Origin of the sequence: Leptothermofonsia sp. ETS-13 (assembly GCF_049200465.1) — a bacterium.
Taxonomy (GTDB): Bacteria; Cyanobacteriota; Cyanobacteriia; order Leptolyngbyales; family Leptolyngbyaceae; genus Leptothermofonsia.
The window spans coordinates 4,023,157-4,044,194 of sequence record NZ_CP120836.1; the positions used below are offsets into that span (position 1 = coordinate 4,023,157).

Here is a 21,038-nt window from a genome sequence, read left to right on the forward strand (position 1 = left end):
GTTCAATTCCATGACAGCCAGCCTTTCTCTCCCCACTCAGTTCAACTCATTAGAACAGGCACTCAAGCATTACTTTGGCTACGACAGTTTTCGACTGGGACAGCGCCAGATTATTGAAGAAGCATTACAAAACCGGGATTTACTGGTTGTGATGCCCACCGGCGGGGGCAAGTCGCTCTGTTTTCAGCTCCCTGCTCTATTGAAGCCGGGACTGATGATTGTGGTGTCTCCGCTGATCGCGTTGATGCAAGACCAGGTTCAGTTGCTTCAGGACAATGGCATTCCTGCCACCTTTCTCAACAGTAGTCTGGGTGTGGCGGAGGTACGGGAGCGATCGCAGGCCATTCTCAATAACCAGATCAAGTTATTGTACGTCGCACCAGAACGGCTACTGAGTGAGGAATTTTTGACTGGATTTTTGCCTCAAATTCAGGAGCGGGCTGGTATTTCTGCGCTGGCGATCGATGAAGCCCACTGTGTTTCCGAGTGGGGGCACGATTTTCGCCCGGAATACCGTCAGTTGAGACATGTCCGGCAGCACTGTCAGGGGGTGCCGGTGATGGCACTGACGGCAACGGCCACTGAGCGGGTACGGCAGGACATTATTGAGCAACTCAACCTGCAAAATCCAGGCATTCACGTTGCCAGTTTCAACCGTCCCAATCTGTACTATGAAGTGCGCCCCAAGCACCGGAATTCCTACGCCGACATGGTGCAGCAAATTCGTCAAAGCAAAGGATCGGGGATTGTTTACTGCCTCAGTCGCAAACGAGTTGATGAACTCACCTATAAACTTCAACACGATGGTATTTCAGCCCTTCCCTACCATGCCGGATTGGACAATGCCACTCGTAAGGAAAACCAGACTCACTTTATTCGGGATGATGTGCAGGTGATGGTAGCGACGATCGCCTTTGGGATGGGCATTAATAAACCCGATGTGCGTTTTGTCATCCACTACGACTTGCCGCGCAATATTGAAGGCTACTATCAGGAGTCGGGTAGGGCCGGGCGAGATGGGGAACCGGCCCGCTGCACCCTCTATTTTGGAGTTGGGGATATCAAAACGGTTGAATATCTGATCAGCCAGAAAATTGACCCTACAACGGGTAAGCCGCTAGAAGATGAACAGCGTATTGCCACTCAACAATTACGGCGAGTTGTAAACTATGCGGAAGCTACTGAATGCCGCCGCATTATTCAGTTGGGTTATTTTGGGGAAACCTTTCCTGGGAACTGCAATCAGTGTGACAACTGCCGTTATCCCAAACCCGTTGAAGACTGGACGATTGAAGCGCAAAAATTCCTTTCCTGCGTTGCTCGCTTTACTCAGCGGGGGCAGCACTTTGGCATTGGGCATACGATTGACGTGCTGCGGGGGGCTAAGAATGAACGGGTGTTGAAAAATGGGCACGACAAGCTTTCAACCTACGGTATTGGTAAGGAGCGCAGCAGTGAAGAGTGGCGCATGCTGGCGCGATCGCTCATCCATCAACGCCTGGTGGATGAAACTACAGACGGTTACTCGGTTTTGAAACTGAATGACCAGAGTTGGGAAGTTTTGCGCAAGCAGCGAAAAGTTGAGATGGCTGTCATCGCGACCAGACCAGATACCTCCACAACCACCACGACCATTGATACAGAGGAAACCGAAGCTTTATTTGAGCGCTTGCAAAAGCTACGCAAACGCCTGGCAGACGAACAATCCGTGCCGCCCTATGTCGTGTTTGCCAACACCAGTCTGCGCGAGATGGCCCGTAAACAACCCCAAAACCGCAGCCAGTTTGCCGAAATTATTGGGGTTGGGAGTCGTAAACTCTCCCAGTACGGAGATATATTTCTGGCCGAAATTCGCGGCTTTCGTGAAGAACGGGGGCTCTCCTCTTCCCCGACTCCTCCCTCGCCCCCCACTGCCCCGACTCCTCCTGTCTCCCCCTCCTTCACTCAGTTGCAAACCTTTGAGCTGTTCCAGCAGGGAATGAAACCTGCGGAGATTGCTGAGCAGCGAAACCTGCGGATTGGCACTATTTTGAGCCACCTGATCGAACTGGTGGAAATGGGCTATGCAATCAATCTGGAGGAGTTGGTGGAATGCGATCGCTGCGACAAAATTCTAGAAGCGATTCAAGTGGTGGGCACAGCCTCCCGGCGCACGATCTATGACCACCTGGAGGGCCGCTATGGGTATGACGAAATTCACCTGGTTCTGGCCTGGTGGAAACAACAAATGAAGCGGCAGGGAAAAGAAATGTAAAGGATTTTGAGAAAACGCAATATTTCTTTCTGTTTTTAAGTTGCCCTGAAGTATTGCCTGTCCTGCAATTGCGAGATTGAATCATTCGATTTTGCCGGATTCGTATCTGAGATCACCATTTTTCGAATCCTTCTGTGAACCCTTGAGATATAGCTCTACGCGGGTGCGTTAGGACATTAGAATTAGAGAGGGAGTGGGGGCTGCACCCCCAGTCAGGGGTTCACCCCTGCACCCCGTCCTAACCATGATGACTACCGCTATAGCCACAGTCGTAACGGGGTTAGGACAAATGGTGCAATGGATTCTCACTCCTGCCACCGATCTCTTCGTAATCCCCTACTATTGAGCCATTCCAGAAAATGCGGATCTAGGTTGGCTTTATGTCCCAGTCAGCTCCAAAGCCTCCAGGAAAAAATGCACCAGCCATAGCCTCCCAGATGGAACTTCAATCAGGTCAATCTTTGCCATCGGGCAACAACCCAGCAATCACCCAACCCGCATCTTTGGCTCCTACTGACTCAGACCCCACCAGTCAAACACTGCGGGTTCTTATCATTGAGGACTCTGAAGATGACGTTCTTCTCATCACCAGAGAATTGCGACGTGGAGGTTATCTTTTCACCTACAAACGAGTGGACAGCCGCCAGGAGATGAAAGCGGTGTTAGAAGAACAATCCTGGGATCTGGTGATTGCCGATTATAACCTGCCCCATTTTGATGCGATCGACGCCCTCAAGCTCATTCAGGAAAAAAAGCTGGACATCCCCTTCATTATCGTATCGGGCAGTATCGGAGAGGATACAGCCGTGGCAGCCATGAAGGCGGGTGCCCATGACTATCTCATGAAAAACAATCTGGCAAGGCTAGTACCTGCGGTAGAACGAGAATTGCGAGAAGCCCAGGAGCGAAGAAAACGACGCAAAGCAGAACAGGCCCTGCGGGATAGTGAAGAGCGGTTGCGATCGCTGATCGAAAATGCCCTGGATATTATCGCTGTTCTAGATGAAGCAGGCATTATTCGCTACATCAGCCCTTCCATTGAGCAGATTTTAGGATACAAACCTGAAGATTTAGTGGGTCAAGTGGCATTCGATTATGTCCATCCCAATAATGCTCGAATGATCCTCTCAGCATTTAAGAAAGCCATTCAAAGCCCCAATCAAGCTGTTTCCGCAGAATTTCAGTTCCACCATCGGGATGGCTCCTGGCGGGTTCTAGAAGCAGTTGGCAGGCAATTTGTGGAATCTGCCGGGGTCAGCCGTCTGGTCGTCAATGCCCGCGACATCACAGAACGGAAGCAGGCAGAGGAAACTCGTAAAGCCCTGCAAAAGGAAAAGGAACTGAATGACTTGAAATCCCGGTTTGTTTCAATGGTGTCCCACGAATTTCGTACTCCGCTCAGTGTCGTCGTTTTATCAGCCCGCCTGTTAGAACGCTTCCACAAAGTTGCACCGGAAGAAAAGCAGTTACTGTACCTCGATCGCATTCAAACAGCAGCAAAACAAATGACCCAACTTCTGGATGATGTGTTGTTTCTTGGCAAAACAGAGCTGGGCAAACAAGAATTTCAACCCTCCCCCCTCGAACTGGTGCAGTTTTGCCGGGATCTGGTAGAAGAAATGCAATTAACCATCAGTAGTGGGCATGTAATTCACTTCATTTGCCAGGAAACCAGCCTTTCAGTCTGTATGGATGAGGTATTGCTGAGGCACATCCTCACCAATTTGCTTTCCAATGCCATCAAGTATTCTCCAGCTAATCGGAACATTCACTTTGAACTCACTCGCCAGCAGAGTTGGGCCACATTCCAAATTCAGGATCAGGGAATCGGAATCCCTGAAATCGATCGCCAGCAACTGTTTGAGTCTTTCCACCGGGGCAGCAATGTAGGTAAAATTCCAGGAACGGGATTGGGATTAGCGATCGTCCATCAATCAGTGCAGCTTCATCGTGGCACCATTTCTGTAGAGAGCCAGGTGGAAGTCGGCACTACCTTTACTGTTTGCTTACCGCTCTATAGTAAGCCAGTTGAAGGGGTTGAGAAGCCAGGCGGGGAAGGGGCCAGGGACTAGGGGCGGAGGGGAGGGAGGGGAGAGGGGGAAGGAGGTGTCAGGTGCCAGGTATCAGAGGAAGTGGGTGTTGCTGAATAGCAGTATGAATTGGAACGAAGTTTCAATTCATACTGCTTTTAATTCATACCCAGAATCAGCCATGCTAAGGAAATGAGGAGTAAGGAGCGAGGAGTGAGGTGAAAGCCCAAAACTCAAAAACTCATCCACTTATCCACTCATCCACCCTTTCGCTCTTCACCTTTCATTCAAAACTCAAAACTCAAAACTTTTTTATGAATCCAGAACTGTTGACAAAGCTACGAAAATGTTGCCGGGATGACAAAGCATTTGAGCAGTTGCAGCAAATTCTTAATAATGAATTTGGAGAAAACCTGGAACAGTTGAAGGCACAGGTGGCGCAATCGCAGCAGGCTAGAGAGCGCGAAAGCAGCATCATTCGGGTGATTGGCAAGCTGGGGCAATCTATCATCGACCAAATTCAACAATCACTTAACTTCAACGATACCCTCTATGCCACCCTTGATGAAGTGCGGCATTTCCTGGGGGCTGATCGGGTCGCCGTTTATCGCTTTCAGCCTGACTGGAGTGGAGAGTTCATCAGCGAATCTGTTGGCGATGGTTGGTTATCTTTGTCGAAAGAGCAACATCAAAACCCCATTTTGGTGCGAAATATCAGCAATTGCCGCTTAAGTGACTATCAGGTGAAACTAGGAGACTTTGTAGATTCCTACATCCGCGAAACCCAGGGAGAAGTCTTGCAGAAACGGGACAGTTTTATTGCCAACGACATCTACAACCTTGGATTCACCAACTGCTACATCGAAGCTTTGGAACAATATCAGGCAAAAGCATACGCGATCGTGCCCATCTATGTTGCCCAAAAACTGTGGGGATTGCTGGCAGCCTACCAGAATTCTGGCCCCCGCACCTGGCAGGAATCAGAAGTGCAGCTCTTGATTCAGGTTGGGCGACAACTGGGGGCAGCCCTGCAACTGGCAGACTCTATCCAGGAAGCTCAACTCCAGGTAGAGCGGAGACAGATCATTGCCAACGTTGCCAACCGCATCCGCAAACCCCTGGATATTCAGGTGATTCTTGAAACAACAATCCAGGAAATTCGCCAACTTCTCAATGCAGACCGGGTTGCAGTTTACAGCTTTACCCCCGACTGGAATGGTAAATTCATTGCCGAATCACGGGATGAAGGCTGGATACCCTTGGTTGGAACGGATATCCAAAAAATTTGGGAAGATACTTATCTTCAAGAAAACCAGGGAGGCCGTTACCGCAACGGTGAAACTTCTGCAGTCAGTGATATTTACACGGCTGGCTTAACCGACTGCCATATTGAACTTTTAGAGCAATTTCAGGCAAGAGCCTATGCGATCGCTCCCATCTTCATGGGGCATCAACTTTGGGGATTGCTGGCAGCCTACCAGAACGATCGTCCTCGCTTCTGGCAGGCGGGAGAGGTAAAACTGCTCGCTCAGATTGGAGTGCAACTGGGAATCGCCCTGCAACAAGCAGAACTCATTGCTAACCTGCGAGTGGAAATCGCTGAACGGCAGCAAGCCAAGGAACAGGTGCACCAACTCAACCAGAATTTGCAAAAGCGGAATAAAGAACTGGCCCTGATTAATCATGAATTGGAATCCTTTGCCTACTCCGTCTCCCACGACTTGCGGGCACCTCTGCGTAGCATTGACGGGTTCAGTCAGGCATTGCTCGAAGATTACTTTGAGCAAATTGATGACACGGGCAAAGACTACCTGCAACGTATCCGGACGGCCACTCAACGCATGGGACAACTCATTGATGACCTGCTTGCCCTGTCACGGGTGACTCGCATTGACTTGCGAGAAGAAACGGTGGATTTGAGCGCGATCGCAACCGCCATTGCCACCGAACTTCGACAATCGGCTCCCCAACGTGAAGTTGAGATCGTGATCCAGGAAGGAATGACGGTAACAGGCGACTCACGCCTGATGCGGATTATGCTGATCAATCTGTTTGAAAACGCCTGGAAGTTCACTTCCAAGCATCCCCATGCCCGCATCGAATTTGGACTTGTCAACAAAGATGGTAAAAAAATTTATTTTTTTAAAGATGATGGAGCAGGGTTTGATATGGCATATGCCCATAAGCTTTTCGGACCTTTTCAGCGGTTGCACTCCATGAAAGACTTTCCTGGCAATGGTATTGGTTTGGCCACGATTCAGCGAATTATCCATCGTCACGGTGGACAAGTCTGGGCAGAGGGGGCGATCGAGCAAGGAGCCACTTTTTACTTCACTTTGCAGTGAAAGGAAGCATGTACATTTGCTATCGCGATCCTAAATAAGGTATTCATTTTCCCACCCGTTCCGTAAAGACTCTGCAAAGGGGATTTACTCCGCCCAGCAATTAACACTACCAAACTTAAACTTAATAATGCGTAAAATAGATTGACCAAATGGAATCCAGGCCAGCATTTAACCTTAACAAGTTATTACCTGCTTCTAGGATTCAAATCATCGCTCTGGAACCTTCAATTTCTGGATTGAATTGAGGAAATCAGAGTTTCTATGGAAAGGTTACTCAGTTGAGAATGGTTAGAGAGCGATCAATTCTTTTAGTGGAAGATAACCCCGATGATGAAGTACTGGCAATTCGTGCATTGCGGCGCAGCCGAATTACCAATGAGATTGTGGTTGTTCATGATGGCGTCGAAGCCCTTGATTACCTGTTTGGCCGTGGAGCCTACGCCGGGCGAGATCTGTCCAATCAACCTGCAGTCATTTTGCTTGATCTTAAACTACCGAGAATGGATGGCATTGAAGTACTGCGCGAGTTACGAGCCCACGAAAGTACTCGCTTGTTGCCAATTGTGATTCTAACCACTTCCGAAGAAGAACAGGATGTCATTAATAGCTACAGTCTGGGGTGTAATAGCTACGTCCGTAAACCAATTGACTTCCTTCAGTTTTCTCAGGCCGTGCAGCAGTTAGGCATGTACTGGTTACTGTTAAATGAAGCTCCTCCTAGCTATCAAAGACTCAGTTAGTTTCAATTCATCAAACACCTCCAATTTCATGAGCAAAATGTCCTGAAAATTCTCTGCATGGACACCAGTAGTATCAACGGATTTAATCACAGTCCATCTCGCAACATACTTACGCCCTAAATCGTGAGTGACCGCTGCAATGGACAGAAGCGGTGACTGATGCAGGGCATTGCTAAAAAGCAGTATGAATCGAAACGAAGTTTCGATTCATACTGCACCTAAATAGCTGTCACCAGGTTGCTTAAGACATTGGTTTTTAAGACATTGGTTTTAAGGGGAGGCTTCCGTCCCCAACCAAGGTTTCCCCACCTGTACCCGTCTTAAGCTTGGTGACTATCGCTATATTTCATATCCAAATTCAGTAACGCCGATGCAGAGATTCTGGCGGGGCTAAAATTTGAGAAAGAATTGATTGGGCGGATGTTTTGGGAGGGGATGATGCGCGAGTCTGTGATTTACCAGGAGATTCTGGAAAGGATGCGACAGGAAGGAGAGCGATCGCTCATTCTGCGGCTACTGGCCTGTCAGGCAGGAAAACTACTAGTAGAGATGCGACGCGAATTGAAGCTTTGTCTTTGAAACAAAACAAATGGGACTTTCGGTGAAGCCTTGTTGGATTTCGAGGCGATTGCTCCCTAGCAACAAACGACCGAACTCCTCACATTCGAGTTTCCCGCCTATACAGCCTGATGCAATTGTCAGATAATCATAAAGGAACTGTAAAAAATAATGTTATAGAAGAATAAAAGCCTCCAACCCATTCTTCGCCAGGGAACGAAAACTCAAGAAATTGCCTGTTCAAGGAGTACAAGAAGTATGAACCAATTCAAAACGCTGGCTCTGTTAGCTTTGTTGTCGGGTTTGTTGGTGGCGATCGGTTACTATATTATCGGTGGCACCAGTGGGATCATTATTGGCATCGTACTGGCGGCGGTCACAAACCTGGGCTCCTGGTTCTTCTCAGATAAAATTGCCCTTGCAGCCTATGGTGCTCAACCCATTGGTCCTGAGCAGGCTCCTGGACTCCATGCCATGTTGGAGCGTTTGAGCCAGCGAGGAGGGATTCCAACCCCCGCTCTGTATATTGTTCCCAGTCCTGCGGCAAACGCCTTTGCAACTGGGCGCGATCCTCAACATGCAGCGGTTGCTGTGACAGAGGGAATTGTCAACTTGCTGTCTGAGGAGGAGTTGGAAGGCGTGATTGGCCATGAATTGACCCACGTGATCAATCGTGACACCCTGACCCAGGCAGTTGCGGCCACAATTGGGGGAGCCATCTCCCAGTTGGCTTATATGGCGCAGTGGGCCAGCATGGGAGCTGCCTATAGGGGGCAGGACGATCGACGTGGTCCTAACCCAATTGGGCTGTTACTGGCAGCAATTTTGGCTCCCGTGGCTGCCACCATTATTCAAATGGCCATTTCTCGTACACGGGAGTTTTCAGCCGATGCAGGTGCTGCCCAGTTAACGGGTAATCCCCGTGCTCTAGCAAGCGCCCTTCAGAAACTACAGTTGGGTGCCCGTCAGATGCCCATTCAGGGTAACCCTTCCTTTGAGCCATTGCTCATCATTAACTCTTTCGCTGGGCAAGGTCTTGCTAGTCTATTCTCAACCCATCCCTCAACGGAGGCTCGGATTGAGCGTCTGCTTCAGCTTGAGCAACAAATGCTGGCTACAGGTTCCCATAGCTTTTCGTAAATAAGAGACCTAAATGAGAGAGCTTTCCGCACCCCACACCCGACTCCCTATTTCCTGACCAGGAGGTAGTTATGGCTTCTGATCCCAATACTGAATCCACGGTTGTTGTTGTAAGCCCTGAGGAGAATGCTTTGGTAGAAACGGACCTGGCTAATCAAAATGAAGCGGTGAAGCAGGAGACTGCGGCCCTGATTGATGCAATTAAGAAGCGGGCGCAGGCAGAAATTCAGGCAGTGGGTGATTTAACCCGTGAAACCTATCTGAATGCAGTGCGTCAGGCACGGGAAGCCATTGAACAGAACCAGTTGATTGAGCGCGATCGCATTGAACAATCTATCCAGCACATTCAACAGGAAGCCGATAAGAACTGGCATTCCGTTGTGGCTGAAATTGAGTCGTTTGGCACTCGTCTGACCGATGCTGCGAAGGCTGCCTGGGAAAAGCTGACTGAGCCAAAAGCCTGAAATCCAAAGTGGAAGTGTATCGCAGAACCAATGAAATTGGGGAGTCAGGAGCCAGAAGGGAAAAGGAGTGGGAGGGTGGATGGGTGGATGAGTTCTGAGTTTTGAGTTCTGAACTAATTCATGGCCTCTGACTTCTGACTCCTATTTTCAAATCAGGTTCTGACGCAGTTGCCAGAGAAACTTCTGGGCTTTCCAGGCTTTGTCCAGTATTCCCAGTGAAGTTTCGATGCTGTATTGACCTGAGCAGCTCTTTTGCAGTGCGCTCTGAACAAATTCGTTCAATTTTGTTTCCAGGTCGATCACAGAGGAGGACTGGGAGTATGGCAGTGGCACAGCAGTGGACAGGTTTGAAGGAGCCAGTTCGGACACCAGAAACTTGATGGATGGGTAACTCATAGCTTGATCTTCATCAACAGGGGTTGGTTGATAAAGGTAGATGAACTCCGTGGCACGAGTACTAGTTTTTTGTTCCGGAACATTAATCCAGACAATTCCAACCATTCCTGAAACTCCTTAATTTCTTTAATGAAATTTTGTAGTTTTTGCTAACTTTGGCCTGGAGGTTTTGAGTGTGTTCTTGGAGGGAAGCTATTTTTGTATCGGTAGTCAGCAAGTTACGTTCGCTGGCCTTACTCACCTGAGGCAAAGCGGCAGAGCTTTCCCCGAGGTCAGGAGCTTTATCTTTCAAGCTTCTCAACTGAGGTTGTCTTGAATAGATACCTACTTCTATTTGTAGATTTTGCTCCATGCAATATCAGTATTTGCACGGGTTTATCCTCTGACAGAATATCTTTAAGGAACCTTTGAGGTTATCCGTGCCATCTTATGCTGGCGACACTGGAATACTGGATAATAAAAAGGTTTTAGTATCTGTTCACATACTTTTTCATTCATCAAAGCCATGCGAACCCATTATTGCGGTCAGCTCCGGGCGGAGCATATTGGAGAAACGGTCACTCTTTGCGGATGGGTGGATCGTCGCCGTGATCATGGGGGCGTCATCTTTATCGATCTGCGCGATCGCACTGGCATTGTGCAAATTGTCAGCGATCCGGAACGCACACCCACTTCCTACCAGCGGGCGGATACCTTACGGAATGAGTACGTGGTCAAAATCTCTGGGCGCGTCAGCCAGCGGCCCAATGAATCCCTCAATCCCAGACTGGGGACGGGTGAGGTTGAAATCTATGCCGACCAGATTGAGGTGCTGAATGCCGTCCGCAAACAATTACCATTCCAGGTTTCAACGGCGGAGTCTGAGCCAGTGCGGGAAGATTTGCGCCTGCGCTACCGCTACCTCGACCTGCGGCGGGAACGGATGAGCCGCAACCTGCAACTGCGCCACGAAATTATCAAAACGCTGCGTCGTTACCTGGAAGACCAGCAGGGCTTTACAGAGGTGGAGACGCCTGTGTTGACTCGATCTACTCCAGAGGGGGCGAGGGATTATCTGGTGCCCTCTAGGGTCAATCCTGGCGAATGGTTTGCTCTACCTCAGTCACCCCAGCTATTTAAGCAACTGCTGATGGTGGCAGGGTGCGATCGCTACTATCAAATCGCTCGCTGTTTTCGGGATGAGGACAACCGGGCTGACCGACAGCCAGAGTTTACCCAACTGGACATGGAAATGAGCTTCATGACCCAGGAAGAAATTCTGGCGCTAAACGAAGACATGATCTGTCACTTGTTCAAAACAGTGCAGGGGATTGAATTACCCCGTCCCTTTCCCCGCCTCACCTATGCCGAAGCAATGGATCGGTATGGTTCGGACAAACCTGACACTCGCTTTAGACTGGAGCTGGTCGATGTTTCGGATATTGTAAAAAACTCTGGCTTTAAGGTCTTTTCCGATTCCGTCGCCAGAGGTGGGATTGTCAAGATCCTGCCGATTCCCAATGGAAATGATGCCATCTCCAATGTTCGTATCAAACCCGGTGGAGACTTATTCAAAGAAGCGGAAACCTGTGGTGCAAAAGGATTGGCTTACATTCGTGTGCGAGCAGATGGGGCGATCGACACCATTGGTGCCATCAAAGACAACCTGACCGAGGAACAGAAGCAGGAAATCCTCAGTCGCACTGGAGCCAGGGCAGGACATCTACTTCTGTTTGGTGCCGGTGCTTCCGATGTCGTTAACAAAACCCTCGATCGCCTGCGTCAGGTAATTGCTCAGGAACAGGGGTTGATTGAGCCCGATAAAATTAACCTGCTCTGGATTACCCACTTCCCTATGTTTGAGTGGAATGCAGACGAGAAGCGGTTAGAAGCGTTACATCACCCCTTCACTGCTCCCTTTCCTGACGAGCTAGAAGACCTCAAGACCGCCCATGCTCAGGCTTATGACCTGGTTTACAACGGGTTTGAAGTGGGAGGCGGCAGCCTGCGGATTTACCAGCCTGATATTCAACAACAGGTGTTTGAAACCATTGGGCTCTCTACGGAAGAAGCCTATGCCAAATTTGGGTTCTTGCTGGAAGCATTTGAATATGGTGCGCCGCCTCATGGAGGGATTGCCTACGGCATTGATCGCCTCGTCATGCTGATGGCAGGAGAAGAATCGATCCGGGATGTGATTGGTTTTCCGAAAACGCAGCAAGCCCGCTGTTTGCTGACAGGAGCGCCCTCTAAGGTCGATAACAAGCAGTTGAAAGAACTGCACGTTACCTCAACTTATAAGCCAAAGTCATCCCAGCAGTCGTAAAGGTTGTTAACGACGGCTCAACCATTTGGCTGCGATTGCACCCAGAGCAGCCCCCACTAAGGGATTGCTGAGGAATTTCAGCATCGCAGGCTGATCGGCCAGCACTTCCTGAAAGATATCAGTATGGTTATGGTAAGCAAAGGCCGCCAGTTTGGAGGCATCATCAGCAGTCATGCGGTTGGGGTGATGGGTCGAAAGGCCCAACTGTCGCTCCAGGTCGCGATCGCTCAAGCCCCGCTTTTTCAGGTGATTGAAAAACTCCCGTGCCACGTCATCCCGCTCGTTCGGTTTAATCTGGGTGATTGCTTTTTGCAATTCCGGCTCCATCTGATTGGAGGGAATGCGATTTGAATGAAAAGCACGCCCAAAGAGCTGTCACCACTCATCTCGTGAGGAGCGTTGGGCAAAATCATCAAAGTTTTTGTATTCGTTGACGGATTTAGTGGATGCAGAATCAATGGAATCCGTATCTCTCTGGGCCAGATGGTTCATAATCTGACGTTTATAGCAGTAGTCATTATGGTTAGGACGGGGTGCAGGGGTTCCACCCCTGGCTGGGGGCGCAGCCCCCACTCCCTCTCTAATTCCAGTGTCCTAACGCACCCGCGCAGAGCTATATTCAATTTGGTGAGTTGGATTGCCACATTTAGCGGTTAAAATCAGCTTCTTGTCTGGAGCATAGACCAGCACTGTCAAATCTGGTGTTGCTGAATTTGGGTATGAAATTAAGTGCTGTATGCTCGAAACTTCATTTCGATTCATACTGCTTTCAGCAACGCCATATAAACTTAACAACCCCTACCCCTTTTATTGCAGTGATCGCCAGCGATTGATGGCCGCTGCCAACTCAAACCGACGAAACAGGGCAAAGTCACCTTCTGGCAGAAAAGTGAGGGCATCAAAGCCTTTGGTTTGAATAGTTGCGATGACGCGATCCAGAACATCTGGCAGGGTTTGCTGACCATTTAAATGATGCTGCTGAAGGTAGAGCATGGTAGCAGCGATCGCTCGCAGTTGGGCTGTTTCCACAATTTGCTCCACGGCAGATAGGTCAATTTCCTCCTGCCCCAAAACGATGGTGTCCAGATCGCGGACTTTGCGTTTGGGCGGGCGATCGGCCTCCGATGGCGGATCTCCTAATTTCAAAATTCGGGGAGTGAGTGAGCCAAATTGCTGACCACCTTCTGGGGCGCGATCAGTGGCGTACTGTTGGGCGATTGCCTTTGCCTGCGCGGTTACATCCTGCGGTTGAAAATCTTGCATAGCAATTACGGTATCCGCCACATCAAAGTAATCACCACTGCCACCCATCACCAGAATGGTAGACACTCCGTAATCTGTATAAAGCTGGCGCACTTTGTCAATGAAGGGGGTAATAGGCTCCTTATCTTTGGCAATCAGGGCCTGCATACGGCGATCGCGAATCATGAAATTGGTTGCAGCCGTATCCTCATCCACCAGCAACACTTTGGCTCCAGCTTCCAGAGCTTCCACAATATTTGCTGCCTGAGACGTGCTGCCACTGGCGTTTTGGGTTGAAAACTGAGTGGTAGAACGCCCTTGTGGCAGGTGATTGATGAACGGTGAAATATCAACTCTGGCAATACTGCGTCCGTCTTCTGCCCGGATTTTGACCGCAGCGGGGTTCGTAATCACATACTCTCGACCGTCGCCGGGGATATGGTTGTAAACTCCCAGCTCAATTGCCCTCAGCAGTGTTGATTTTCCATGATAACCACCACCCACAATCAGCGTTACCCCTGTGGGAATACCCATGCCGGTTATCTTTCCCCGATTTGGGCAGATGAACTCAACTCGCAATGACTCAGGTGCCTGAAAGGGAATGCTCTCCTGTTTCAGAGGTCGTTCATCCACCCCACTCTGGCGCGGCAGAATCGCTCCATCGGCAATGAACGCCACCAGATTTTGCTCTGCCAGATGGTCTCTGATCCAATCGGCATCTTCGGCAGTTTCAACGTGTCGCTGCAAGGCTCTGGCATCCAGAGCAGAATACTTCAGGGCGCGATCAACCAGTTCAGGTAAATCGTCACATAACATTTCTGCGGCTTGAATTCCAGCAACCCGCCGCCCAAAAGCAGGCAACCCAACGACAAAGCGAATTTCAACTGCGGTTTCACTGACAAAGGCAGCGGTGCGATCAAGAATGGTTTGTCCGGGTTGGGTAATAGCAATCAACCCACTGCTGCCACTGCCCCGCCGCTGGCGAAGGGTTTGCGCAACTCGATCAAACTGGCGAGTCAGGTAGTCGCGCAGAGCGATCGCTCGACTGGGATTGCTGAAAAGTGCTGGAGGGAAATTGGCCCGGCTCTGCGGCATCCTGACTCGGCACTGGCTGGGAGAAGCAAAGGGATCTCCCTGCACCCGATCAATAAACAGCACAAATTCAGAGAATTCGTATTGCCCCTTCAAATCCTTGTATGCTTTGTAACTTTGTTGATCGATTTGTCGTAGAAGCCGACGCAGGTTTGTATGAGTTGTCATCTAATCATCTGAAGTGAAAGAGTTAGAAGTTTTGAGTTTTGAATTTCCCTATTCCTCAATACTCAGTTTCAAGGGCATGAACACTACAGAGCCTGCGTTCAATATTCAATTGGTCTTTCAACAACTGGTCTTTCAGCAACGGGCAAGGGTTAGAGAATAACCCCAATTTCGGACGAAATCCTTGACTCATTTCACCAGGTTTTAGGCGCTTGGGTACTTTTGCTGGTTATTCTACATCCTTCTCTAGACCTCGTTCTTCCTTATCTTGCCTGTATCTTGCCTGTCTAATGAGAGCAGAGCACTCTTTCGAAGATGTATCAATCAGGGAGTTGAATCACTCTATCAAAAGAATGAAATGACATAAATTTATTCAGGGTTTTATTCAGGGTTGGACACCAGTACATTCGACTGGTAAAGGATACCAGCCTGTTTAAAGCGGTTTAACGCTTCTCCCAGGCGATCGCAATCCGCAATCAAGCTGATTCGCACGTAGCCTTCACCCCCTATACCAAACGCATTCCCCGGAGTGACTACCACTCCCGTCTGTTGCAACACTGAGAGGGCAAAGTCCGTAGAACCAACCCCCGGCGGGCAGGGAACCCAGAGGTACATGGTGGCTTTCGTTTTGGGTACATTCCAACCCAGTTCGGCTAAGCCCTGGAGCAGAAAATCACGGCGGGTACGGTAACGGGCCTGAACTTCGTGGAGGTACACGTCAGGAAGCTGCAAAGCTGTCTCAGCAGCAGTCTGCAAGACTCTAAAAATGCCGTAATCCAGATTGGTTTTCAGGGTGCGTAACCCCTGGATCACATGACGATTGCCGACCACGAAACCGACTCGCCAACCGGCCATATTGTAGGTCTTTGACATCGTATGAAACTCGACGCCAATTTCCTTACCGCCTGGAATTTCTAACAGACTGGTGGGTTGATAGCCATCGAAGGCGAGCTCAGCGTAACACAGGTCGTGCACCAGCAAGATCTCATAGCGGTGGGCAAAGGCAACCACCTCTTCAAAAAATTCACGGGGCGCAGTGGCCGCCGTTGGATTGCTGGGGTAGTTGAAATAGAGAATTTTTGCCTGCTTTGCCACAGAGTCAGGGATTGCGGCAAGGTCAATCAGCCAATCATTTTCGGGTTTCAAGATCAGGCTGTGAATCTGCCCTCCGGCAATGAGTGGACCGCGGAAGTGGGCGGGATAGGCGGGACTGGGTACCAATACCACATCACCTGGATTGACATAGGCCAGTGCCAGGTGAGTTAATCCCTCCTTCGAGCCCAGTAGCGGTAGCGCTTCCCCATCAGGATCGAGCTCTACCCCATAACGACGGTTATACCACTGGGTAATAGTGCGACGAAAACTGGCCGTCCCTTCAAAGGGAGGATACCCGTGATTGGCTGGATCTTGAACGGCTGCCATAGCAGCTTCGACGACAGGCTGGGGAGTCGCTCCATCAGGGTTGCCCATACCCAGATCGATCAAATCGAGCCCTTGTTCTCTGGCACGCATTTTGAGTTCATCTAACCGGGCAAACACGTAAGGCGGCAAAAAACGGAGGCGATCGGCAGGTGTGATCCAGTCCAGACTCATTCGGTTACCTCTTCATGGGTAGGGTGGGGAGTGAGGGTGGGGGAGTAAGAGGGATAAGGTTGACTTATTCCCCCCTTTTCCTCTCTTCTCTCTCCCTGCATAGAAGCAGTTGTGGACACCATAGCTGCCATCAACTGCGAAGACTCTACTTTGAAGGGCAGACGGTGAATGTCAGAATTGGGATGGCAGGCGATTTCAGCCGCCCGGTGCAACTCAGAGAGCGCAATCTCTCCTAATCCCAAATCGTTGAGCGACTGAGGTAAGCCAATCTCGGTGTAAAATTTCAGGAGTTGGTGACGGGCGGTGGCGGCAAGCTGATTGCCCTGCACAATTTCTTCTAGCCGCAATTGGACCAGAATCCCAAAAGCGACTTTCTCTCCGTGGAGCATGGTGTGGCAGGCTGGCAGATGGGTTAAGCCATTGTGAACAGCATGGGCGGCAACCGTGCGGCACTGGGCACCGCCCAATCCGCCAATGACACCGGCCATAAGAACAGTGGCATCGACTACTTCCTGCCAATCCTGGCCCCCGATTTCCTGGAGCGCTGTTGCCGACTTTTGAAACAAGATATCGCGCAAGACTCGCGCTTGCTGAACGGCGGCAATGGTCAGGGTTTGCTGAGAATGCCCACTGCTGACGGAGGCTTCGTACCATTTGGCGATCGCATCCCCAATGCCCGCTATCAGTGTGCGCTGGGGAGCCAGTTTGACCAGGTCGTAATCTAACACCAGCAAATCGGGGCAGCGGGCCAGTCCTACATCGTACAAAAATGCGCCCTGGTTGGTATAAACGTTAGAAAGGGCCGTCCAGGCAGCACAGGTTGCGGCAGAGGTAGGCAGGGTAACCACGGGTAACTGGCACTGAAACGCAACCAGTTTGGCCATATCCATAGCTTTACCGCCCCCCACTCCAATAATCAAATCCGCTTGATGGTCAACAACCACCTGCTTCAGAATGGCCAAACGGGTTTCGCTACAGTCGGGGCTGTAGGATGCCCACTGGGTTGCCAGGTCTTGCTGCTGCAAAACGGGCTGGAGATGAGGTTTGATCACCATCAGGGTGCGATCGCCTGCAATTACCAGGGGGCGGCTACCGAGCTGGGCGATCGCACCTCCTACTTGAGACAGTACACCATGACCTCGAATCACCTGAGAAGGCGCGATCGCAAGAACCGGGACGAAGGTTGTGGATGCTGACATAGGCATGAAACGGAACGTCTATGATTTTTCGTCACTCTCCGGTTTAGGTAACTGTGCCAGACTGTCCCGATCGATTTCAACCACAATCCCATCCCCTTCACGGGCCAGGAGAGAACGTTTCACCTGCCCCAGATAGAGTGGTTGAGAAACTCCCGGTTTTGGGTGGAGTACGGCTCTGGCTCGAATAGTGAGGAACTGGTCTCCCTGGGACAGACGCCCTGGAGAGAAAAGTTTTGAAGCCGCCTGACGTAAAGTAGCGTCTAGTTCGGTTTCAGTAATTTGGGGAGGTACCGTAATCACCACCTGGGTTGCCCCAGTGTCAAACACGCGTGAGTAGCGGACTGCCCCAGGCACATCCGGGCGGCTATAGAAGCCTAAGCTCAGTGCAAACAGACCACCCGTCAAAACTCCCATGAATCCAGTTACTCCCACCAGGCGAAAGCGAATTCCCCATTTCAGCAGCCATCCGATGATGGTGATAGCTGCACAGAAGAGGGTGAAGTAGCCTGACCAGCGAGCAAATGTTAATAGTTGTTCAGTAGACATGGATATTCAAGCAGGTGAATTCAAGCCAGTAAGGAGTATTCAGGATTCAAATAACCATGCCTTGACCCGTTGCAAATTCTTCCAATCAGGTTTGCGGGTCAGACCTTCTTCAATGTTCTGCTGCACTTCTTCGCGCAGGTCGGCGATCGCCATCATCAGTTGTTGAGCAACTTCAACATGCTCACGCACCCCCTTTTTAGAGGTATCCAGCATAGCAAGCACCAGATTCACTCGTGCTTGTGGATCCTGGGGATTGAGCTTCACTGCTTTATGGGCAGCCTCATAGGCTTGATTTGGCTTCCCAACCAGCAGGTAAAGCCAGGCCAGACAGGTCCATGCAGAACTACTTTTACGGGAGCGATCGCAAACCTCTTTGAAGAGTGGAATCAGCGTTTCGGGTGCTTCACCTGCTTTGTAACGCTCAATTCCTTCATCAAAGAGGGCTTCAACAGTCTGAGTCATGGGCTAATGAAAGAGAGGTTGAAAACAGTGGATATAGTTAGCGGGCTATGGCGGATTATGGGCTTGCAAGAATCCTCGGCCATAACCCATTGCCACTACGCAGAAAATGATTTACCACACCCGCAAGTTTGGGCAGCATTGGGATTGGTAAATTGGAAGCCGCCCCCAATCAGAGCATCGCTGTAGTCCAGTACCAACCCATAAAGGTAGAGCATGCTCTTCGGATCGCACACGACCTTGAACCCTTCGTAGTCGTAAACCTCATCAGTTTCTTGAATGTTGCTGGGGTCCTCAAAGTTCATGGTGTAGGACATACCAGAGCACCCGCCACCTTTCACACCAACTCGCAGACATAGGTCTGCCCCTTGCTTTTCCCGCAGCATGAGAACATGCTTTAAGGCGGCATCAGTCATCTGAATGCCTCTTTGTGAAGACTGAGCAACTTGAGTCATGGGATGTTACAACTCCTTGCTGATACCGATTTTAATTTCGCAAGTCTATCCATACTATCAAGGATAGAACATGTCACGCATCGGAGAAGGGGGAGAGGGGGAAGAGGGAGAGGGGGTGGGGGTGGAAGAGTGGAGGAGTGATGGAGTGATAGGGGGATGGGGTAATAGGGTCATTGCTCTTTCACCCCTCCACCCATCCACTCTTCCAACCTCCCATTCCCCTTGCCATCTCTTCTCTCAATTTCAAGTCTCATTTCACTCTATATTTGCCTGGAGGGAGTACAGACAGAATTAGTGTTTAAGATGAATATCTAAACCTTAATTGATCTGCTTCAACCTGCCAGGCTTTGTCCGGTTTTTCTCGTCCAACAGGTACCTATGACTCCGCTTAATCGTTCCACCTGCCGCCGTCTTCAACTGTTGCCGCAAATTCCAAGTGTTTGGGAGGGCGATCGCCGTCCCTTAACGGCAGATACCCAGGTCGAGGGAGATTGGGTGGATGTGGGGGCAACGGTTCCCCCCAATGGAGATTGCATCCTCTGGGTGGATGGTTCTATGGGGATGGTACGGGCAATGGATGTGGTTTCGCCAGAGACCGGACCGGAAGCAGTGGTTCGCACCCTCCTGCGAGCCATGGAACATCCTCACAATCCAGGAACTCCAGCCCGTCCTCAAAAAATTGTGGTGCGCGATCGCGAAATCTTGTTTTTCTTGCGGGGGGTTTTGCAAGACCTGGACATTGTCATGGACTACGTCCCCGATTTGCCACTGATTGACGAAATCTTTCGCGGATTGCAAGATGCCATCAGCGCTCGCCCGCCCCACCTACCCCCTCAATTTGCGAAACAGTTGGAGGAGAAAGCTCAGGCTATCTGGCAACTGGCTCCCTGGGAAGTTCTGGCCGATCACCAGATTGTAGCAATTGAAATCAACCAGTGGGACATCGGTACCCTGTATGCCTCGGTGATGGGGATGCTGGGAATGGAGTATGGCATTCTTTTCTATCGTTCTCTAGAATCGCTCAGGCGCTTCCGTCAACGAGTCTTAGCCAATGACTCCTTTGACCAGATGGAAGAAGCCTTTCTGGGGCAGGACTGTCTATTCATCACCTTTGAAAGTGCAGAGGATGAAAGCTCCGAGGGGAGCAACCTGGCAACTTTATCTGCCTCCGAAGTAGAACCTGTGTTTGGGAATCTCCATCCGTTGGAGGGGTTGCGATCGTTCCTCTACGAGGAAGAGGCAGCGGTGCTTTTGATTGCGCTAGAAGCATTACAACGCTTTATGCGTCAGCATCGCCAGAAGTTTGAGAATGATCAGTTTCCAGCGATTAACAGTCGTTACCGGATTCCTGCACCCGAGGAAGCAAAATCAGTTAGTACTCAGGTTTCTGTGAAGGTGTTTACCCTCCCCGATCTGGCCGCAGAGTTGCTGGAGATGGCAGGAGTAGATGAAGAAGGTGGTCCAGGATTTCCGATGGTCCGGGACGATCTGGTGCCTGAGAACTCTTTCCTGAGCCTGGGTGTTGTGCCCTGGGAAATGCTCGACTTCCTGCGGGCAGGAGCGGAATATCACCAATCCCAGGAGGTGACCGCTGCGGGAGATGGTCTGCCGGTGGTCATGATTCAAACTTCGCGCCCTAAAGCAAAGGCGCTCATCGAGGACTTAAAGGACGCCGGAGGGTTGCAGGCGATTTGCTTCAATCCAGGAGAGGATCCGTTTGGAGGTGATCGCTACGATCTCGGCCTCTTCCAAACAGGCAACGGCGAACTCCACTTGTTTGGCGAATTTGGAGAAGCAGACCCGGTTCACGTTGCAGCTCGCAAAAAGTGGGACCAGCGTTGCAAAAAAACCAAAGGATGTTGCGGCTTGATCATTGCCCGTGGGTTAACAGGTGCCAATCGAGGCAATCCCCAATTTAGAGATATGATGGCGCTATTCGAAACCCGTTCCCTTTCACCCAAGGAGTTGGGGTTGGGAACCCTTCAGCTAGCCGCTGTAGAGTGGATGTAGAACCCACTGAAAGCCGCTCTGAAAACCCCTTACGGAAGGCGGACA

The 21,038-nt window shown here is 50.4% G+C and carries 18 protein-coding genes; 9 read left to right on the forward strand and 9 right to left on the reverse strand.

The window, feature by feature from the left end:
* Nucleotides 1-10 precede the first annotated feature (10 nt).
* The 7 genes from recQ to P4D80_RS18385 all read left to right on the forward strand — a co-directional run bounded on the left by recQ (nt 11) and on the right by P4D80_RS18385 (nt 9,531).
* Entirely contained in the window at nt 11-2,254 is a 2,244-nt protein-coding gene (gene recQ / locus P4D80_RS18355; RefSeq protein ID WP_421655451.1) for a DNA helicase RecQ, read from the forward strand.
* 380 nt (nt 2,255-2,634) lie between these two features.
* Nucleotides 2,635-4,326: an ATP-binding protein gene (locus P4D80_RS18360; protein ID WP_421655452.1), complete on the forward strand. Its 1,692-nt coding sequence runs from the start codon at nt 2,635-2,637 to the stop codon at nt 4,324-4,326.
* A 272-nt stretch (nt 4,327-4,598) separates the two neighbouring features.
* Entirely contained in the window at nt 4,599-6,629 is a 2,031-nt protein-coding gene (locus P4D80_RS18365; RefSeq protein ID WP_421655453.1) for a GAF domain-containing protein, read from the forward strand.
* 284 nt (nt 6,630-6,913) lie between these two features.
* Nucleotides 6,914-7,369: a response regulator gene (locus P4D80_RS18370; RefSeq protein WP_421655454.1), complete on the forward strand. Its 456-nt coding sequence runs from the start codon at nt 6,914-6,916 to the stop codon at nt 7,367-7,369.
* 435 nt (nt 7,370-7,804) lie between these two features.
* Nucleotides 7,805-7,948, forward strand: coding sequence for a hypothetical protein (locus P4D80_RS18375; protein WP_421655455.1), 144 nt, complete (start codon nt 7,805-7,807; stop codon nt 7,946-7,948).
* Nucleotides 7,949-8,185: 237 nt separating this feature from the next.
* The gene (locus P4D80_RS18380) at nt 8,186-9,067 is read left to right on the forward strand and encodes a M48 family metalloprotease (protein WP_421655456.1); all 882 of its coding nucleotides are present in this window, start codon (nt 8,186-8,188) and stop codon (nt 9,065-9,067) included.
* A 71-nt stretch (nt 9,068-9,138) separates the two neighbouring features.
* Entirely contained in the window at nt 9,139-9,531 is a 393-nt protein-coding gene (locus tag P4D80_RS18385; RefSeq protein ID WP_421655457.1) for a hypothetical protein, read from the forward strand.
* A 147-nt stretch (nt 9,532-9,678) separates the two neighbouring features.
* On the opposite strand, the gene P4D80_RS18390 is transcribed toward P4D80_RS18385, so the two are convergent.
* A complete protein-coding gene (locus tag P4D80_RS18390) occupies nt 9,679-10,032 on the reverse strand; it encodes a hypothetical protein (protein WP_421655458.1) in 354 nt (117 codons plus the stop codon).
* A 400-nt stretch (nt 10,033-10,432) separates the two neighbouring features.
* Between P4D80_RS18390 and aspS the strand changes: the two genes are divergently transcribed.
* Complete coding sequence (gene aspS, locus P4D80_RS18395) at nt 10,433-12,232, forward strand: aspartate--tRNA ligase (protein WP_421655459.1); 1,800 nt, start codon at nt 10,433-10,435, stop codon at nt 12,230-12,232.
* Nucleotides 12,233-12,238: 6 nt separating this feature from the next.
* On the opposite strand, the gene P4D80_RS18400 is transcribed toward aspS, so the two are convergent.
* The 8 genes from P4D80_RS18400 to P4D80_RS18435 all read right to left on the reverse strand — a co-directional run bounded on the left by P4D80_RS18400 (nt 12,239) and on the right by P4D80_RS18435 (nt 18,983).
* Complete coding sequence (locus tag P4D80_RS18400; RefSeq protein WP_421655460.1) at nt 12,239-12,547, reverse strand: hypothetical protein; 309 nt, start codon at nt 12,545-12,547, stop codon at nt 12,239-12,241.
* 60 nt (nt 12,548-12,607) lie between these two features.
* Nucleotides 12,608-12,805 (reverse strand): hypothetical protein, encoded by a 198-nt coding sequence (locus P4D80_RS18405; RefSeq protein WP_421655461.1) that lies wholly within the window; start codon nt 12,803-12,805, stop codon nt 12,608-12,610.
* Nucleotides 12,806-13,039: 234 nt separating this feature from the next.
* Nucleotides 13,040-14,734 carry an ABC-ATPase domain-containing protein gene (locus P4D80_RS18410; RefSeq protein ID WP_421655462.1) on the reverse strand — a complete coding sequence of 565 codons (1,695 nt, stop codon included), beginning with the start codon at nt 14,732-14,734 and terminating at the stop codon, nt 13,040-13,042.
* Between the two features lie 378 nt (nt 14,735-15,112).
* Complete coding sequence (locus tag P4D80_RS18415; RefSeq protein ID WP_421655463.1) at nt 15,113-16,324, reverse strand: aspartate aminotransferase; 1,212 nt, start codon at nt 16,322-16,324, stop codon at nt 15,113-15,115.
* Nucleotides 16,321-17,523, reverse strand: coding sequence for an iron-containing alcohol dehydrogenase family protein (locus P4D80_RS18420; RefSeq protein WP_421655464.1), 1,203 nt, complete (start codon nt 17,521-17,523; stop codon nt 16,321-16,323). The genes P4D80_RS18415 and P4D80_RS18420 overlap by 4 nt, the downstream gene beginning before the upstream one ends.
* An 18-nt stretch (nt 17,524-17,541) precedes the next feature.
* Nucleotides 17,542-18,069: a Ycf51 family protein gene (locus P4D80_RS18425; protein ID WP_421655465.1), complete on the reverse strand. Its 528-nt coding sequence runs from the start codon at nt 18,067-18,069 to the stop codon at nt 17,542-17,544.
* A gap of 39 nt (nt 18,070-18,108) precedes the next feature.
* Nucleotides 18,109-18,531, reverse strand: a complete 423-nt coding sequence (locus P4D80_RS18430) for a tetratricopeptide repeat protein (protein ID WP_421655466.1) — start codon at nt 18,529-18,531, stop codon at nt 18,109-18,111.
* Between the two features lie 95 nt (nt 18,532-18,626).
* Complete coding sequence (locus tag P4D80_RS18435) at nt 18,627-18,983, reverse strand: HesB/IscA family protein (protein ID WP_421655467.1); 357 nt, start codon at nt 18,981-18,983, stop codon at nt 18,627-18,629.
* A gap of 378 nt (nt 18,984-19,361) precedes the next feature.
* Between P4D80_RS18435 and P4D80_RS18440 the strand changes: the two genes are divergently transcribed.
* Nucleotides 19,362-20,993 carry a DUF6930 domain-containing protein gene (locus P4D80_RS18440; protein WP_421655468.1) on the forward strand — a complete coding sequence of 544 codons (1,632 nt, stop codon included), beginning with the start codon at nt 19,362-19,364 and terminating at the stop codon, nt 20,991-20,993.
* Nucleotides 20,994-21,038: the final 45 nt, after the last annotated feature.

Bases quoted from the DNA above. Each gene is read 5' to 3' on its own strand.
- P4D80_RS18415 (WP_421655463.1), bottom strand. From the start codon at position 16,324: ATGAGTCTGGACTGGATCACACCTGCCGATCGCCTCCGTTTTTTGCCG.
- aspS (WP_421655459.1), top strand. From the start codon at position 10,433: ATGCGAACCCATTATTGCGGTCAGCTCCGGGCGGAGCATATTGGAGAA.
- recQ (WP_421655451.1), top strand. From the start codon at position 11: ATGACAGCCAGCCTTTCTCTCCCCACTCAGTTCAACTCATTAGAACAG.
- P4D80_RS18425 (WP_421655465.1), bottom strand. From the start codon at position 18,069: ATGTCTACTGAACAACTATTAACATTTGCTCGCTGGTCAGGCTACTTC.
- P4D80_RS18420 (WP_421655464.1), bottom strand. From the start codon at position 17,523: ATGTCAGCATCCACAACCTTCGTCCCGGTTCTTGCGATCGCGCCTTCT.
- P4D80_RS18430 (WP_421655466.1), bottom strand. From the start codon at position 18,531: ATGACTCAGACTGTTGAAGCCCTCTTTGATGAAGGAATTGAGCGTTAC.
- P4D80_RS18410 (WP_421655462.1), bottom strand. From the start codon at position 14,734: ATGACAACTCATACAAACCTGCGTCGGCTTCTACGACAAATCGATCAA.
- P4D80_RS18375 (WP_421655455.1), top strand. From the start codon at position 7,805: ATGATGCGCGAGTCTGTGATTTACCAGGAGATTCTGGAAAGGATGCGA.
- P4D80_RS18440 (WP_421655468.1), top strand. From the start codon at position 19,362: ATGACTCCGCTTAATCGTTCCACCTGCCGCCGTCTTCAACTGTTGCCG.
- P4D80_RS18365 (WP_421655453.1), top strand. From the start codon at position 4,599: ATGAATCCAGAACTGTTGACAAAGCTACGAAAATGTTGCCGGGATGAC.
- P4D80_RS18390 (WP_421655458.1), bottom strand. From the start codon at position 10,032: ATGGTTGGAATTGTCTGGATTAATGTTCCGGAACAAAAAACTAGTACT.
- P4D80_RS18370 (WP_421655454.1), top strand. From the start codon at position 6,914: ATGGTTAGAGAGCGATCAATTCTTTTAGTGGAAGATAACCCCGATGAT.
- P4D80_RS18380 (WP_421655456.1), top strand. From the start codon at position 8,186: ATGAACCAATTCAAAACGCTGGCTCTGTTAGCTTTGTTGTCGGGTTTG.
- P4D80_RS18435 (WP_421655467.1), bottom strand. From the start codon at position 18,983: ATGACTCAAGTTGCTCAGTCTTCACAAAGAGGCATTCAGATGACTGAT.
- P4D80_RS18360 (WP_421655452.1), top strand. From the start codon at position 2,635: ATGTCCCAGTCAGCTCCAAAGCCTCCAGGAAAAAATGCACCAGCCATA.
- P4D80_RS18385 (WP_421655457.1), top strand. From the start codon at position 9,139: ATGGCTTCTGATCCCAATACTGAATCCACGGTTGTTGTTGTAAGCCCT.